The organism is Phaeobacter sp. HF9A (assembly GCF_011806385.1).
Lineage (GTDB): Bacteria > Pseudomonadota > Alphaproteobacteria > Rhodobacterales > Rhodobacteraceae > Epibacterium.
The window spans coordinates 20,432-36,278 of sequence record NZ_JAATOX010000028.1 but is presented as its reverse complement, the minus strand read 5'-3'; the positions used below and the strand labels follow the sequence as shown (position 1 = coordinate 36,278).

Genomic DNA, 15,847 nt, shown 5'->3' with positions numbered 1-15,847 from the left:
GGCCAGCTGCTCATGCCTCCCAGCTATCATGCTGGATTCATGCAGTGAATCCCCCAACCGATTGGTGCAACATGGCCTAAGTGCGCCCTTGTCCTTTACAGGCCTACGGGTAAGCGCTATCGCTGATTGTGGCAAGCCTAACCTTTACACCTGCCCTCTTTGAAGTGGCTTCCCGAATTGGCCGAGACTGAGCTTGAACGCGCCGAGAAACGCTACGCCCAGGCCAAGGCCCGCCTTCATCAGGCTCTGAAGAACCGGGAAGCCACCAGACAGCGCAAGCTGGATACGCGGCGGGCGGGGCGCTCATGGACCTGGCGGAACGGGATTCCTACGCTGCGGCCATGCTCGACCGTCTGATCCGTAACCTCTCCCGTGAACAGGACCGCAAGGCCTTCGCGTAGTGGGATACCCCCTCCCCTGCCCCAAGCGATGACGGCGCGGCCTGATGCGGAGTGTGATGCTCGTTTTTGGGGGGCTGTTCCGCTTTTTCGGTCGGTTGATCTTCACGCCTATACTGCTCGGATGGTTGATCGGAGCGATGGCCTTTGGGGCGATGCCCGGCTCTTTGGTGGCCACGCCATTCATCTTTGCCTTCTTCGACCAGACGCCGGGCGAAAGCGCCTGGCAGTGGCTGGTCTTCGGTCCCTTCATGTTCGTGGGTGCTGTCTTCGGGTTCCAGTACTGGCGCATGGCCTCCGGGGCCGGTGCCTATTTCGGGCTGACCGGTGACAGCCACGGCTCGGCCCGGTTTGCGAACCGCAAGGAGCTGAAAAAGCTCCAACGCGAAGACGGACTTTTGATCGGGCGCAATCCGCACACCGGGCGGTTGCTGCACTATGACGGTCCGGCCCATCTGATCACGCTCGCCCCGACACGGGCCGGGAAAGGCGTCGGCACCGTGATCCCGAACCTGCTGGCGGCGGAACGCTTGGTGCTGGTCATCGACCCCAAGGGCGAGAATGCCCGGATCGCGGGCGAGGCCCGGCGGCGCTTCGGGACGGTTCATGTCCTCGATCCGTTTGAAGTCAGCGGCCATCCTTCGGCTTGCTACAATCCCCTCGACCGGCTGCCACCGGACAGCCTCGAATTTCTTCAAGAACGACGCCGTGTTGATCGACAGCCCGACACAGCCAGAATGACCGGCCCGCGATCTTCCCGACGACTTCGTTCCAGATGCCAGACATCGCCGGGACGCGGCTGCCGACGCCTTAAGGTGTGAGCAATCAGTGGACCAAACTTCACCGTCCAGCGCCGGATCGTCTCGTACGAAACGTCCACGCCACGTTCCAGCATCAGCTCTTCAACCTCGCGCAGGCTCAAGTTGAACCGGGCGTAGAGCCAGACGACATGAACGATGATCTGGGACGGAACCTGACCCCAGAGCTTTGCGATCGGCTTCGCCGGGATATGATGAAGGCATGCCTCGCCGTGGCAGAGACGCACGGACTGACAGTCGAAGGGGGCGATCTCGCGGATATCGACCTGCGCCACAGTTTTGCGATCAGCTTCCGCGTCGGCATCCCGCAGGAGTACGGCGCGATCTATTCCCCGGACAAGGCCATGTTTGAGGTTCTCGCACCTCATTTTGGGCTGGAGCCGTCAGACTACGGCTGCACATTCCGCTCGAAGGATGGCCACACGCAATCGTCCAGCAGTGAAGCCCTCCTGACGCAGAAGACCTTTCATCATCCGGCTGCCCGCAAACGGATACTCCATGTGCAGCTCATCAATCCGGCGCATCAGTTTGAGATCATTTTCACAGGTGGGGTGCGGCTCGTAACACAGCCTGCCCCGGCTGATCCCGAGCAGATCGGCTTGGCGGCTCAGGCTCAGGGCGTGGTTGCGATTTGTCATTTCTTTGCGCTCGGCAACAGACCGACCTTGTCGAGCGCTCCCTCTAAAAAATCATTCTCCAGCGTCAGCTGGCCGATCTTTGCATGAAGGAATTTGACGTCGATCTCAGGCTCCTTCGACGCCTTGGGTTTGTCGTCAAAGACATCCGTCACGCCGTCGAGGAGCTGATCCTTCCATTGCTTGATCTGGTTCGGATGCACATCGAACTGTGTCGCCAGCTCGCTCATCGTTCTGTCGCCCTTCAAAGCCGCCAGCGCGACTTTTGCCTTGAAAGCGGGGCTATGGTTCCGTCTCGGCCGTCTTGTCATCGTCGCTCCTTCTTCCCGGCAAAACTGCCGGATTGGGAGCGGAAAATCCACCTAACTCACCTGTTCAGATTTCCCGAATCACCTCTACGGGACCACGGTTAGGAATATTCGAACAAGACTGGCGCTTCTTTGATACGTTTAGAAGGCACTTTACTTGTAGATTTCTATGTTTAATCTCCGTCTTTAAAGTACGAATTATGACGTGCGTAAAAATTTGTGGATGTCGAGGAAAGCCAATGATTTTCAAAAACCAAGCGGTTGTTATTGTTGGAAACGGGCCGTCGTCAAAAGACAACGCGATGGCTTTCCAGGATATCAAGGAACCGGCGCATGTGGCGCGGATGAACTTCTTCATGCTGGAAGAGGGTCTGCCCTATGGCCGCGCGGTCGACAGCTATTTCTGGGCGGTTAACCGCCAAGCGCTGCACGAAACCCTGCGCAGCACCGTCGACAGCGGGCGCTATGCCTTTGACGCCTTTTATTCGTCGGTGCCCATCGACCGGATGGATTACGACCACGGCAAGGTGAAAGACGATCCCTTCTTTCCCGACGACAAGCTATTCGACCACTGGCGCGTGATCGGCCAATGCGACCCGCTGGGACGCCGCATGATGAGCCGCCCCCTGCCCACGCTGGGGGTGCAGGCCCTGGCCACCTTCGCGGTGATGGGGGTCAAGCGCGCCTATCTCTTTGGCTTGGATTTCTATCAAAGCGCCGACAGCCGCTATGCCTTTACCATCCCCGAAGATCTGGCGCGCACCTTGGGCGACACGCACACCACCCCGGGCTATGAGGCAGGCGCGCATTCGCTTGAGGCCGATCTGGAGTTCCTGCAGACGATCATAAAGGAATTCCCGGACTTTGAGATTGTCAACCACACCCATTTCCGCGACCTTGACGACATGGTCAAAGGCAAGCGGCTGGCACGAAAGTTCGCCATCAACGCGCTGCCTGAAGGCCAAGCGCCTTCACCTGTGTCTGTGCCGGCGGTCACGGCCGACGCCTCTGACCCCGCCGCGCTCGCCATCAGTGTCGAGGTCGGCGCCACGCTGGGCCGCATGCAGGTACAGATCAAGGCGCTGGAGGCCAAGCTTGCGGGCTTTAAGGATCAAAAGCTGGACATCGAGCGGATGAACCGGCTCTTTGATCTGATCAGCCTGGACGGTCTGCCCCATTCCGACGTGGTCTGGGTGGTGCACGAGATGCAATCGTTCGCCGGGGTCTATCGCCCGCTGCAGACCTATCTGGACGTGTCCAACCAAAAGCTGCACCTGCGCCCCAAGGTCATCAACCTATCCGACCGCGACCGCCGCCGCGTGCGCATGACCATCGACCACGTCACCGCGGGGCCCTTTCGGCTGGTGCTGAACAGCATCGCCAGCTTTTCGGACACGCGCGTGCAGCGGCTGATCGACGAGGCCGACGAGATCGCCATCTACCTGCACGAAACAGAATGGACGATGGAAGGCTACCGCCAAAAGCAGCCCTTGGGCTATTACCGGTTTCTTAATTGCGTCAGCCGCGCCACGGTCATGTGCGTGTCGCCCGCGCAAGAGGCCTATGTGCAAAAGGCGTTCGCGCCCAAGGCCACCGAGCTGGTCTATAACACCGTCGACACGATCCTACCGCCAGAGGCGCGGCGGATGAACCGCATCGCCCGGTCTGATCGCGACCCAGGCCGCAGCCTGTGCATCGGGATGGTGGGGTCTTATCAGTCGCGCAAGGGCACGGAACTGTTCACCCAGGTGGCACGCATGGTCGGCGGGACCAAGATGTCGTTTGAATGGGTGGGCAAGCAAAGCGAGGGCCTAGTTGACCGCGACGCCATCACCTTTCACGGCGCCAAGCCCCCGGCAGAGGCGCAGGAATTCATCGCCGATCTGGATGTGATGTTCATCCCCTCGCGCGATGACCCTCAGCCCTTGGCCGCGCTGGAAGCCGCGTCGCGCGGGGTCAAGCTGGTGTGCTATGCGGGCATCGGCACCGCCGAATGGGTGCGCGACATCCCCGGCTGCGCGGTCTTTGACGACTACACCCCAGAGGCAGCGCTGGCCGCGCTGGAACAGGCGCTGAACACGCCGCTGGATTTCGACCGGGTCGACGCGGTGCTGCGCGACCGTTTCGACACAGAGGTCTTCGCCCGGCGCCTGAAAGACGCCATCGACGGCATGCGTTCGGAGTCAGAGTTTGAGGCCGCCGAAAGCCCAGAGGCCACACGCGGGCTGAAGCTTTTGAAATCGCGCACCCGCACGGTGGTCGACCGGCTGCGCGGGGCGGCCCCGCGGCAAAGCTGGGATCAGGTGCTGACCGCCTGCCAGCGCCTGATCGACCGCCCCGAGGACACGGTGGTCTATGCCCGCGTGGCTCGGCAGCTTGTCGAGATGGGCGAACAGACGCTGGCCGATAAGGCCATCTTGGCCTCGGTCGAGAACAACCCCGAAAAGGCATCCGCCCGGCGCGAGGCGGCGATCCATTTCTTCAACACCGGCCGGTTGGACACCGCCCATGCCTTTGCTATCGAGGCCACTCAAAGCAATCCAGAGTCCGCCAGCGCGCAGCGCATCCTGGAAAAGATCGAAGCACAGCTTGGCCCCCAGAAGGCCGCGGAATAACAAAACCCATAGGAGTCACGCATGCGCACCACCCCCCTGAAGGTCTATATCCACCTGCCCAAATGCGGCGGCACCACGGTGGATGCCAATCTGAACGCGCATCTGGGGCCACGCTTTTTTCAATACGTCAACCGCAGCGACTGGCCCACGCTTCAGCGCCACGCGGCCACGGGGTTCCGCGACATCGACGTCATCACCGTGCACAACGCCCGCTTTCCATACGAGCGGATGCTGACGAATATCGAGGCCGAATACATCGCTGTCTGCCGCGAACCGATATCGGCGGCACTATCGATGTATAACTTCGCCATCACCGCCACCCACACTCAGAACTATGACCGCGTGAAGGAGCTGACTTTTTGGCAATTCATGGCGCTTTCCCATCGGATTCCCATTTGGTCGCCAAATTTTCAATGTTACTACCTCTCTGGCGAGCGCAATTGGGAGGCTGCCGAGGCTTTCCTTCACCGCTTCGGCGTGACACTTTATACGCTGTCGGAACTGGATGATGCCTATAGGCGGCTCACGGGCCAGCCGCTCGCCCCCTCGCTCGACCGCAACAAGTCGTCCAAGACCGTAATGCGTGCCGATCTGTCCGAAATGGAATGCGGCATTCTGGAAGAGCTATTCGACATCGATGCGCAGCTTTGGAACCGAGCGCAACAATCCGCTGCGGCACGGGGAGCGTTGGATACGGTCAAAACCACCTGAGAAGCCGCTTGAAGGCTCTGTTGAAAACTTTATCACAGGACGCAGTTATCCCTGCATTGGACCTACTTATGCCGCGGCTTTGAAATGCTCTGCGATCAGCGTCATTGCCTCGGTCATGATACATGGCCCGGCCTTGGCCTTTTCGCAGGGCGCGCATCACCTCGAAATCCTTGATTGTGGCGTAGGCCGTCCTCATCGTCTTGAAGCCACGCACCGGCTTGATCAGCTGCTTGAGCTTGCCGTGATCGGCCTCTATCGTAAGCGGAGCGCCGGTCACACGTGTTTGGCGTAATTCCAAGTCAGCAGGTCGTTGAGGCTTTGTCGCATAAATCGCTTTAGGGATTTACTTTTTGAATCCAGTATGATAGCTGGGCGACATGGGCATTTGGGCCCCTACGAAGTAAAAGACCAGGAACTGGCCTTCGTACAATGAGCCATTGATGCGCCATTGGTTCGAGCACAATGGCGAATGCGCTGAAGCAACGCGGATCGCTGTCGATTTTGTTTGATCTGGAGATGACCTGGACGCCGCCGCCAACGGGCAAGCGTGGGCGACAGCAAGAATTCAGCGACGCGGCCATCCAGACCTGTCTGACGCTAAAAGTGCTATTTGGCTTGCCGCAGCGGCAAACCGCGGGTTTCGTCGAAAGCCTGTTGCAGTTGGTTGGGTTGGCCTGGGCGGTGCCCGATTTCAGCACCCTTTGCCGCCGTCAACAGACACTGAACGTGAGCCTGCCGTATCGCGGAGCCACCGGCCCTCTGCACCTGCTCATCGACAGCACGGGCATCAAATCCGAAGGCGAAGGGGAATGGAGTGAGGAGGGTCAGCAAACAGTCCGGGGAACTGTTTGCCCGACAAACGCGCAAGCATGGCTGCCCCAGAGGCAAGCCCGGCCTTTGCGCGCTCACGTATTAGCGCGCGCTCGAACTCGGCCGCGGCGCTCAGAACCTGCAATGTGAACTTGCCCTGCGGGGAAGCGGTGTCGATGGGGTCCTGAAGGGAGCGGAAGAAAGCTCCCTTGGCCTCCAGACGTTCCAGTAGGTGGGACAGAGACCGTGCAAGCCGGTCGATCCGCACAACGACCAGTGTATCGCCGCTCTGGACGCGTTCGAGCACGCGTGCCAGCACCGGCCGCGCGCGATTGCCGCCTGAGGCGTGCTCTTCAAAGATCTCGACGCATCCCGCAGTTTGCAGGGCCTCACACTGGGGCAGGGGGGTCTGATCCTCTGTCGATACGCGCGCATAGCCTATCAGGGGCATGAAAACGGGCCGTTTGCAATTTTATGTATCATCAATAAACGACCCTTTGGAAACGGTGATACAAGCCTCCGTGACATTGAGCGAACCCTCGCATTGGCATATATTGCCAACAAGGAGAGTTGTTCCATGGTGACACGCAATGTCGTTCTGACCGAAACCCAAGACCAGCTGGTTCAGGCTTTGGTTGCCTCCGGACGTTATCAGAACGTCAGCGAGGCGATGCGCGCGGGGCTTCGGCTGTTGGAGCAGGAAGAAGCCCGACTCACCGGTATTCGGCAGGGGTTGTTCGAGGGATTGGCGCAGGCAAAGGCGGGCGAATTCGCCGAAGGTAGCCGTGACGACGCGATCCGGCGGGCATTTCGGCAAGCGCGCACATCTTCATGAGCCGATCCCTTCGGCTGACCCGGCGCGCAGAGGCCAGTCTGGTCGAGATTCCCAAATGGCGATCGAGCAATTCGGGCTCAAACAGGCAGACCTTTATGAAGCGGAACTGCTCGCCCGCTGCAGGCAATCCTGAACAGTCAGGCGCATAGCAGAAGCTGTGCGGTTCGCGAGGGCAGGGGAGCATTTCCTGCGTTCCTGGATCAGCCTGACGAGGTCATCATCGTTGATATCCTGCATTCCCGCAGTGATCTTGCGCGTCATGTCGCGGCGCTGGCTGCTCTCAGAAATGTTGACCTATAGCCCGGCTGCTTTGGTCAGGTTTACCCGGAACCGATCGCGGCGGCGCTGGTAGCGGCGGGTCATCTCCGCCGAGGCGTGCCCCAGCTGCTTCTGGACAAAGCGTTCGTCAACCTCTGCGGAGCTGGCAAGACCGGCGCGCAAGCTGTGGCCAGAGAACAGCGCCAGTCGCTCCTTTTCTGGTAGCTCAGATCGGATGCCGGCTTCCAGAATGGTGCGCTTGATGAGCCGGGCTACATGCTTGTCGTTGAGCCGCGTTTCGGATGCCCTTTTGCCATCGCGCGAGGTCCCGACAAATACCGGGCCGAAGTCGATCTTCGCGAAGTACAGCCATTGCTCGAGAGCATGCACGGGACATGTCTGTTCTTTCGATCCCCGACCGATCTCGACCTCGCGCCAGCCGGTCTTGGCATTGAGGGTCAGCAGGGCACCCTTGTCGAATATCTCGATCCAGCCGCCAGAGTCTGCTGTGTCGTCCTTGTGCACGTCGAGGCTGACGATTTCCGAGCGGCGCAGACCTCCGGCATAGCCCAAGAGAAGGATCGCACGATCTCGCAGACCGCGGAGATCGAAAGCAAGGGTGGCCACCATCAAAAGAATATCATCGGCTAGGATCGCTTCTTTCTGAACCGGGGGCCGTGCGTGCTTGCGCTTGATCCCGGCCAGCACCGTGGCGATGTGCCGGTTCTTGCGATCAAGGGTGAATCCCCGCTGCGCGTAGTTCCAGGCGAGGCCCGACAGGCGGCGGTCTATGGTGCTGACCGAAAGAGCAGGGGAGGGACCCGACCCAAATGCCAGATTGGCAAGGTAGAGCCCGATCATCTCCGGCGACGGGGGCAAGGGCTCGGTGCCTTTCATCCGGCACCAGCGTGCGAAATGCGCCCAGTCCTTGGCATAAGCTTTCAGCGTGTTATCCGACGCAGCAGCGCGCGCATAGTCGCGGGCCGTGTCGACCAGCTGATCGAGGGTGCCAGAGCCGGCCACAAAGGAGGGCAGGCTCAAGGCCTCGCCGTCAAGGTGATCTCTCTCGTTGTCCTCGCTGGACGAAGACCCGATTGGCGGCTCTGAGCTCGATTTCTCGTGATTTTCTGACATGGCGCTGAGCATACCTTTTCATATCCGATAATGCAAACTTATTGGACATAGTATAGAACACCAAAGTAGGGCGGTTAGGGCGCTATTTTCTGGCATAAAGCGCCGCTCCAGTATAGGCTCGAGGGATGATATCTGCCAGACTTAACCCCATCAGCGACCTCGAGACGTTACCCTGGATGCCCGCCTGGGTCACCTCTGGACATGCGGAAACCCTTGAAGATGTAGCGTTTTTTTCGGGGGCAGCGCTGAGCCACCTGCATCTTGTACTGGGACATGAGGAGGTGCCCCAAGCTTTGTTGCGGGATCGGCTGGCGCTGCGGGCTGCTGAGGCCTGTGTCGCGTTTTCTGGACGTCCCGAGAGGGCAGGGGAGCTGCGCGACGCGGTGCACCTTCTGCGCCCGGGCGACTTGCCTGGACCGGCCGGCGAAACTTACTTGGCCTGGCGGCGCGCGGTGGAGCGACCGTTGTCGCTCAAGGCGCTGTGCCGAGCCTTACCGGCCTTCGAGCCGGGTCAGGTCGCGACGTGGCTCGATGCGGGGGAGGGGGCGCCCGTTGCCCGTGCCGCAATGGTGCTGGAAGCGGTGCTGACGAAGGCACCGTGCGCAGACGTAGCTGCGCTGATCCTCGCGGAGGCGGCCCTCGCCCAGGCGCTTGGCTGGGATCACCTTGTGCCGCTACTCGCCGCAGACCTGAAACGCACTGACTTGCGCAAGCGCGACGAGGACCTTCGTCTCGCCTGCCATAGCGTGCTCATCTCATCGGCGGTTGAGGCCGTGCGTCTCGCTGCCGACCTCGCGCGTCGGGCGGCGCACCTGAAGGCGATCGCGCCCAAACTTCGCGCCAAGGGTGCGGGCGACGCGGTCGCGATGTTCCTGACCCGCGATGCGGTGGCGCCTGCCGCGCTCCCCCTGCCGGACCGCGCCGCGCGGCGGCTCTGCGACCGGTTGGTCGACCTCGGCGCGGTGCGCGAGCTGACCGGGCGGGACACCTTCCGGCTTTACGGGGTGTAGCGATGGCAAAGGATCGCCTTGAAGCGGAGCTTGATCGCGAGTTGATAGACTTGCCGCCTGAGTTGCGCTGGCGGGAATGGATGCGCCGGATTGAGGCGGTGCTCTTTGCCTCGGCCTCGCCGGTGCCGCGCGAGGACCTGGCCCGCGTGGTGGGGCAGGGGGCCTCGGTCGATTTGCTGGTCGAAGACCTGGTCGCTGATCTGGAAGGGCGGGCCTTCGAGATCGCCCAAGTCGCTGGCGGCTGGATGTTCCGGTCGCGACCCTCCTACGCGCCTGCGATCCGCGCTGCGGCGGATGTCGGGAATCAGTTGCTCGACCTGAGTGAGTTCGACGTCGCGGTCCTGGCGGCCATCGCCTACCACCAGCCGATCACTCGCGACGGGCTCAAGGACATCTTCGGCAAGGAGATCAGCCGTGACCTGATCGGGCGGCTGCATGCGCGCGACCTGATCGGGACCGGGCCAAGGTCGCCTCAGCGAGGAGCGCCCTATACATTCGTGACCACAGAGCACTTCCTGGTCGCGTTCGGGTTGGGGTCCCTTGCAGATTTACCGGAGAGGGAACAACTTGACGATGCGGGGTTCGGTATTTCGTAGCGTGATGGAGTGATGGTTGTTTTGCGACGCCCGTAAAGGGCATTTCTTGAAGCGCCTAGCTCTCCACGCGCTTTGCCAAATATGTGCAAATTGCACAGGCTACACTGACAATCAATTCAGCCTCTGGCAGATCAACCTGCTGCCCTTCCTGACCGTGGCGGGCATTGTTAGATGCATAGCCCCATAACTTCTCAGCGGCGGTGTCGATCCGACGGGCGTATTTTCAGGATTGAGGCATTGAACCGCCATTGGTCCGAGGCCAATGCCACGCCCGAGCCTTCGGGCGCGACAAGGCCATCTACGACCCGTTGCACTACATTCCTGTTCTGGCTCGCAAGCCCGGTGCTCTCCGGAATGGCTCGCCCTTCAAGGACTGGGACCTGCCGCCTGCGATCAGGCGCGTGCGGCGCAAGCTTGGCAAGGTGCCGAACGGCGACCGGCAGATGACCCATCACTGTGACATCGTCGAGACCGGCAACGAGAGCTGGCGCTTCAAGACCCGTGAATGACCGAGAACCCGCTGGCCCGATACGGCTGCGCTGTGTGAGGGCTACACCGCATCGGGCCAGCTACCCGAGCGCTCCATGGGGGTCATTCTTGGATGCCGATAGCGGGGCAAGATTGCCTGCCGATTGACACGACAAACCGCCAAACCCCTTGCGCATGTCTGTGACCCCGGCCGCCAGCCAGACCTTTGTGTTTGCCGGAACCGGGATCACGTCGAAAGCTTCCGGATCAAAGCAGAAAGCGCATCAGGATCAAAGCCGCCCTGAACCTTCAGGCGGTGGCCGTTGGCAAGCTCCACCTCGATCTGCGCCCCGGCATCCGGCGGGGCTGAAGCAGGCTCAGCGTCCAGAACTTCAACCGGCAGGAAGCGGGGTACGTCCTGCTCCTCATCGGCCTCCGCCGCAAACCGCGGCTCTTTAAGCCAATTGAAGACCTGATTGGCATTCACATCGTAGCACCGCGCAACTTGGGCAACCGATACACCAGCCACCCGCGTCTGCGCGCAAATCATGCGCTTCTCGTCTTCAGACCAAGTCCGCCGCCTGCGCCGCTTCGACATGTTCCACTCCGGCAATGTCCATTTGTTCGCTAATGGACATTATCCCTCACTAACGATCACCGTCAGTGCGGGCAGGCCGGACGGTTACAAAAATTCTGCAGTCCAAGCGAGACAAGCGCGCGGCAAGGCGACTTTTGGTCAAGGTGATGAAACGCTGGGGCTTCGTGCCAAAAAGGATCGTTACAGATACCCGTCACAGAGGCCGTAGGATAAATCCGGCCGGGAAAAGGGGAACTCCGGCCTTTAGATGATTTGTGCAACAAAGCCTAAAACACTGGTACATGCTGCATCGACTTAAAGCCATGAAGCAGCCATTGGTGCGACAGCAGCGAAAGCCCGGTTTGTCCCGCATCCCACCTCTTCAAACAACGCGCAGCGAATGGTCACTGCATCGTGCGTTCTCCTTGTGTTCCTCACAACCCCCATCTGTGCACGTTCGGGGCGGTTGGGCCAATGAGGCGCGTCGCAAAGATCGCAGGAAACGGAGGGTCAGCGGCGGGAGAGCCAGACTTTGAGCTCTGTCATCAGATCCGCTGTCACCGCCTCGCCGCTCAGCTCGATGGTTCCGGCCTCCTCGGCAAAGGACAGGCGCAGGCCCGGAGCGATATTGAGCATGACCCGTTCCGATGAGAGCGGCGCCGCGGCCTGGCTGCGCGGGGGCATCTGCACCGGAGATGGAGCGGCAGCCTGTGGCGGGTTCACGGGGGCAGGGGGCTGGACCCGAAGCACCGCAGGCACATCTTTATCAGACTCTAAACGCTCATTTAGAACCATGTTTCGCGCCGTCATCGCGCCGTTCAAAACCGTCATCTCTTCCACCGCATCGGCAGGCGCCGAGGCGCGCAGGCGCTCCAGCAGATGGGGGCCGAAGCTGGGATCCTTCTCAAGGAGATGCGCCAGCCCCAGGCCCAACTTTTCGGGAATTGCGGTGGGGAAGCGCAGCGCCTCATCGAGGGCTGAAACCAGCGTGACAAAGCTGGCGATCTTGGAGCGTTTGGCGCGTGAAACATTGCCAAACAGGCCCAATAGAGCCTTTCTTTGATCGGGAAAGACGCCCTCCTCCAGCGCGCGCATGGCGATGCGGGCGCGTTCATAATGGCTGAGGTTCACCCGGATCTCGTTTTCCTCGACCATCGACAGATAGGCATCCGCCGCGCTGGCGGGGGTCACGATCAGCGCCTTGACCGTGGTGACCGGATCCGGGGTCTCGGCGGCGAGACGGCGCAGCGCGGTCAGGCGGCGCCAGCCGGAAATCAGACCATGGCTATGCCCGCCCTGCGGCTGCTCCAGCGCCACCACTTCGATCGGCGTCTGCTGGCCGCGGCTGTGAATCGAGGCCATCAGCGCCAGCATGTCTTCTTCGTTCTGCACCACCCGGTCGCGCACCAGATAGGTCTCGTCGATCGCCTCCAGCGGGATCTCGGTGATCATCAGCCCCCTGGCGCGGGCATTTTCCAAAACGCCGGAGAGCTCCTCCAGCGCGGCGGCGGCGGCGGTGTCAGAGGCGACCTGGGCGATCGGCGCGGCCCCGACCGACACGCCCTTGCTGAGACCGGGCGCGGGGCTCGGGGTGGCGGCGGCCCGTTCCGCCGCGCTCAGATAGGTGGGTTGGGCGGGGGTCAGCCGTTTGCGTTTTGCCATTCTCGTCGTCCTTGCTCATCAGCGGCGGGGCATGGGCCAGTCTCGCAGCCTTGTCTCAACATGGCCTCAGGAGGCCGCGCGCTCTTGTTGCAACGCCAGTTCCTCGCGCCGCCAGACGCCGGTCAGCAATCGCTTGAAGGCGGCATAGGTCGCATCAAAGGTCTCGCGCCCGCGGGCATAGGTCTCGCGGTTGAAGTCGCGATAATCCGCCTCGTAGATGCCATTGACCTGCTCGCCCGCCTGACCAATCAGCGCGGTGTAATCCTGCCGGTGCGGCGACAGGGTCGGGCCCATATAGGCCTGCACCAGCCCGGCCAGCTCGCCCTGCTGGGCGCTGTCATAGCGGGTGATCACCGCCCGCACCGCGTCCCATTCAAAACCGATCTCAGGCCGCCCCAGCGCGCGCGCGGCGAGGTTCTCGCCCTCCTCGATCGAGGCAAAGGTGGAATGCAGCATGTCAAAGAAGCGGCCGGTGGAATCAAATTCCAGGAAAGACGCCCCCATCGGCACCAGCAGGATATCGGCGGCCGAGAGCCCGTTGATGGTGAGGTAGCCAAGTGCCGGCGGCGTGTCGATAAAGACCACGTCATATTGGTCGAGCACCCCGTCGGCCTCCAGCCGGTCGGTGAGCGCATCCCAGAGCTTCCAGGAGCGCGCGGCCATGCGCCAAACCGGGATCTGGAACTCGGCCCAATAGAGGTTCAGCTGGGCGCCGATGAGGTCGATATTGGGCCAGTGGGTGGATTGGATCACGTCCTGCGCGGTCATCTCCATCGCCGCCGTCAGGCTTTCGTCCAAGGGCTGCGGCGCGTCGCCCCGGTCCAGACGGCGCTGGTTTTCCAGCCGCAGATGTTCGCCGTAATGACGCGCCAGCAGCGGAAAGGCGGTTTGCCATTCGTCCTCGACCTTGCCGCCAAAGATCGACGTCATCGACCCCTGGCTGTCCAGATCAATCACCAGAACCTTGTAGCCATCCAGCGCCGCCGACATTGCCAGATGCGCCGCGGTCGAGGTCTTGCCGACGCCGCCCTTGAAGTTCGCCACCGCGACGAGTTTGGCGGCGAGCCCCTCGGGGCGGTAGGGCAGGTAGTTCTTGGCCTTGGAGCCCTGGGCGGCAAAAAAGGCCCGGAGCCGCAGCACCTCATCCAGGGTGAACCATTTGGCGCCGCCCTCGGTTTCCGACCGCCCTTGGGGCAGATCCGGGTTGGCCTTCAGCACCCGCCGGAAATGCGCCTGGGCGACGGGGATCAGATAGCGGGTGATCTCCCAGGTGGAGAACAGGCGGAGGGATTTCGACCCCTCCTCATTGAGGCCACGACTGGCCAGATCGGCGCGGCCCCGGGCACAGCCTTCGGCGATCTCGGCAAAGCGCGCGGTATCGGTGGGCTGGTCCAGTTCGGCCAGGGCCGCGTCGGGATCAATGTTGAAATAGGGGGGCAGGGCGGGGCCTGCCTTGCTGTGGATATCTTTGGCCATGCTGCCTCTGCCTCATGTGTGAAAGCGGTGGGGATTGTCCTGCCTGTGTCGGAACACCCGCCGATGTATCGCCTTTTTCACAAGATACCACAAAAGGCGATACATGGAAGCATTATGATGACCCCTCTTGAATTTTCTAAGCAAATCCGAGGCTTGCAGGGGGGGGGCAGCGGGGCATTTTGGGCCTGTGCCTAGGCCGTCATATTTTTTTGTGATGTTATATATGTGTTATTTACTGTTAAGGCAGATCACCGCGCGTGGCAAAGTCCTTTTTTATTGGGGGTTTGGGGCCAATTTTCCGGCTCACCGACTCTGAAACCCCGATAGAATGACTCCGAACCCCCGATCTGCTGACTCTGAACCCCCGTTGTGCGCCTCTGTGGATAACCTTAGGATGGGTGTAATCAAAACCACGAATGACTCGGGGGGCTAATCCCCGGGCGATATTGAGCAGCAGGACAAGATCATGACGGGCATCAGCACCGCCGCAGCGGGATATCCGCCGGAAGGGCAGGGGGCCTATTTCCTCTGTGATATCTTTGATGCGATGCCGAAGAATGACCTGGCGTCGATGGAGCATCCGTTGTTCTCGCTAGGCACCCGACCGGACCGGCGCATCCTGAATTACGAACACAACGGCGCCGAGATCACCGTGACCCCTTCGGTCAAGGGGCTGGCGACGATCCATGACAAGGATATCCTGATCTTCTGCGTCAGCCAGCTGATGGCGGCGCTGAACGCGGGCCGTCAGGTTTCTCGCACCCTGCATCTGACCGCGCATGATCTTCTGGTGGCCTGCAATCGCGAAACCTCGGGCGATGCCTATCGCCGCCTGCGCGAAGCCTTTGAACGGCTGGCGGGGACGCGTATCACCACCAATATCACCACCGGCGGCCATGAGGTGACCTCGGGCTTTGGCCTGATCGAGAGCTGGGAGATCGTGAGGAAGGCACGCGGTGGTCGCATGGTCTCGGTGGCGGTGACGCTGTCGGACTGGCTCTATCGTGCGGTGCTGTCAAAATCGGTGCTGACCTTGAGCCGCGATTATTTCCGGCTGCGCAAACCCTTGGAGCGGCGCATCTACGAGCTGGCCCGCAAGCACTGCGGTCGCCAGGACAGCTGGCAGATCTCGGTGGAGACGCTCTTGAAGAAATCCGGCTCCGCCAGCCCGCGCCGGGTGTTTCGCAAGATGATCCGCGATATGATCCAAAGCCAGCCGCTGCCGGATTACGAAATCTCGGAGCTGCCGGGCGATCTCATCCGCTTTGCCCAGAAACACAGATTGGTGGAGAGCGCGCCGCCCACGGTCAGCGAAGAGGCCCGCGAAGAGGCCCGCCGCCTGATGCCGGGCATGGATGTGCACGCGCTGGAGGCCGACTGGCGGGCGGTCTGGGCCCGCACCGGCGCGCCCCGGCTGAGGAAGCCCGATGCGGCGTTTTTGGGCTGGGTGAGGAAGCGCAGGAAGGATGGCGCCTTTTCCTGAGAGGAGGGGCGGAGCGGCTTGTCCTTCGCATGAATGCTCTTTCGTCGTTATGT

General features: G+C 61.4%; 10 protein-coding genes and 8 pseudogenes. 9 read left to right on the top strand and 9 right to left on the bottom strand.

Features of this window, described 5'->3' with window-relative positions:
- Nucleotides 1–445 precede the first annotated feature (445 nt).
- A pseudogene (locus HCZ87_RS21290) lies at nt 446–1,009 on the top strand (type IV secretory system conjugative DNA transfer family protein); the annotation flags it as partial.
- A gap of 76 nt (nt 1,010–1,085) precedes the next feature.
- Here the strand turns inward: HCZ87_RS21290 and HCZ87_RS20985 are convergent.
- Both HCZ87_RS20985 and HCZ87_RS20980 read right to left on the bottom strand, forming a co-directional pair.
- Nucleotides 1,086–1,407: pseudogene (locus HCZ87_RS20985) on the bottom strand (transposase); the annotation flags it as partial.
- Nucleotides 1,408–1,626: 219 nt separating this feature from the next.
- Nucleotides 1,627–2,162: pseudogene (locus tag HCZ87_RS20980) on the bottom strand (transposase); the annotation flags it as partial.
- 197 nt (nt 2,163–2,359) lie between these two features.
- Between HCZ87_RS20980 and HCZ87_RS07460 the strand changes: the two are divergent.
- Together HCZ87_RS07460 and HCZ87_RS07455 are read left to right on the top strand one after the other, a co-directional pair.
- The gene (locus tag HCZ87_RS07460) at nt 2,360–4,774 is read left to right on the top strand and encodes an alpha-2,3-sialyltransferase (RefSeq protein WP_368484095.1); all 2,415 of its coding nucleotides are present in this window, start codon (nt 2,360–2,362) and stop codon (nt 4,772–4,774) included.
- A gap of 21 nt (nt 4,775–4,795) precedes the next feature.
- Entirely contained in the window at nt 4,796–5,485 is a 690-nt protein-coding gene (locus tag HCZ87_RS07455; RefSeq protein ID WP_167643133.1) for a hypothetical protein, read from the top strand.
- Here HCZ87_RS07455 and HCZ87_RS20975 read toward each other — a convergent pair.
- A pseudogene (locus HCZ87_RS20975) lies at nt 5,472–5,741 on the bottom strand (DDE-type integrase/transposase/recombinase); the annotation flags it as partial. The gene HCZ87_RS07455 and the pseudogene HCZ87_RS20975 overlap by 14 nt on opposite strands.
- 121 nt (nt 5,742–5,862) lie before the next feature.
- Between HCZ87_RS20975 and HCZ87_RS07445 the strand changes: the two are divergent.
- A pseudogene (locus tag HCZ87_RS07445) lies at nt 5,863–6,298 on the top strand (transposase); the annotation flags it as partial.
- On the opposite strand, the pseudogene HCZ87_RS07440 reads toward HCZ87_RS07445, so the two are convergent.
- A pseudogene (locus HCZ87_RS07440) lies at nt 6,294–6,746 on the bottom strand (recombinase family protein); the annotation flags it as partial. The pseudogenes HCZ87_RS07445 and HCZ87_RS07440 sit on opposite strands and share 5 nt — an antisense overlap.
- 126 nt (nt 6,747–6,872) lie before the next feature.
- On the opposite strand from HCZ87_RS07440, the gene HCZ87_RS07435 reads away from it, so the two are divergent.
- A complete protein-coding gene (locus HCZ87_RS07435; protein WP_167643132.1) occupies nt 6,873–7,130 on the top strand; it encodes a type II toxin-antitoxin system ParD family antitoxin in 258 nt (85 codons plus the stop codon).
- Nucleotides 7,131–7,424: 294 nt separating this feature from the next.
- On the opposite strand, the gene HCZ87_RS07430 is transcribed toward HCZ87_RS07435, so the two are convergent.
- Nucleotides 7,425–8,534 carry a tyrosine-type recombinase/integrase gene (locus tag HCZ87_RS07430; RefSeq protein ID WP_167643131.1) on the bottom strand — a complete coding sequence of 370 codons (1,110 nt, stop codon included), beginning with the start codon at nt 8,532–8,534 and terminating at the stop codon, nt 7,425–7,427.
- A gap of 113 nt (nt 8,535–8,647) precedes the next feature.
- Between HCZ87_RS07430 and HCZ87_RS07425 the strand changes: the two genes are divergently transcribed.
- The 3 genes and pseudogenes from HCZ87_RS07425 to HCZ87_RS07415 all read left to right on the top strand — a co-directional run.
- Complete coding sequence (locus HCZ87_RS07425) at nt 8,648–9,532, top strand: DUF1403 family protein (protein ID WP_167643130.1); 885 nt, start codon at nt 8,648–8,650, stop codon at nt 9,530–9,532.
- Nucleotides 9,533–9,534: 2 nt separating this feature from the next.
- Entirely contained in the window at nt 9,535–10,128 is a 594-nt protein-coding gene (locus HCZ87_RS07420) for an SMC-Scp complex subunit ScpB (protein ID WP_167643129.1), read from the top strand.
- 266 nt (nt 10,129–10,394) lie between these two features.
- A pseudogene (locus tag HCZ87_RS07415) lies at nt 10,395–10,574 on the top strand (IS21 family transposase); the annotation flags it as partial.
- Between the two features lie 183 nt (nt 10,575–10,757).
- Here HCZ87_RS07415 and HCZ87_RS21285 read toward each other — a convergent pair.
- The 4 genes and pseudogenes from HCZ87_RS21285 to HCZ87_RS07390 all read right to left on the bottom strand — a co-directional run.
- Nucleotides 10,758–10,847, bottom strand: a pseudogene (locus HCZ87_RS21285) (IS66 family insertion sequence element accessory protein TnpB); the annotation flags it as partial.
- Nucleotides 10,844–11,194 (bottom strand): transposase, encoded by a 351-nt coding sequence (locus HCZ87_RS07405; protein ID WP_167643128.1) that lies wholly within the window; start codon nt 11,192–11,194, stop codon nt 10,844–10,846. The gene HCZ87_RS07405 and the pseudogene HCZ87_RS21285, both read right to left, overlap by 4 nt.
- A 489-nt stretch (nt 11,195–11,683) precedes the next feature.
- Entirely contained in the window at nt 11,684–12,835 is a 1,152-nt protein-coding gene (locus tag HCZ87_RS07395; protein ID WP_167643127.1) for a ParB N-terminal domain-containing protein, read from the bottom strand.
- 66 nt (nt 12,836–12,901) lie between these two features.
- Nucleotides 12,902–14,311 (bottom strand): AAA family ATPase, encoded by a 1,410-nt coding sequence (locus tag HCZ87_RS07390; protein WP_167643126.1) that lies wholly within the window; start codon nt 14,309–14,311, stop codon nt 12,902–12,904.
- A 466-nt stretch (nt 14,312–14,777) separates the two neighbouring features.
- On the opposite strand from HCZ87_RS07390, the gene HCZ87_RS07385 reads away from it, so the two are divergent.
- Entirely contained in the window at nt 14,778–15,794 is a 1,017-nt protein-coding gene (locus tag HCZ87_RS07385; protein WP_167643125.1) for a replication initiator protein A, read from the top strand.
- Nucleotides 15,795–15,847 lie beyond the last annotated feature (53 nt).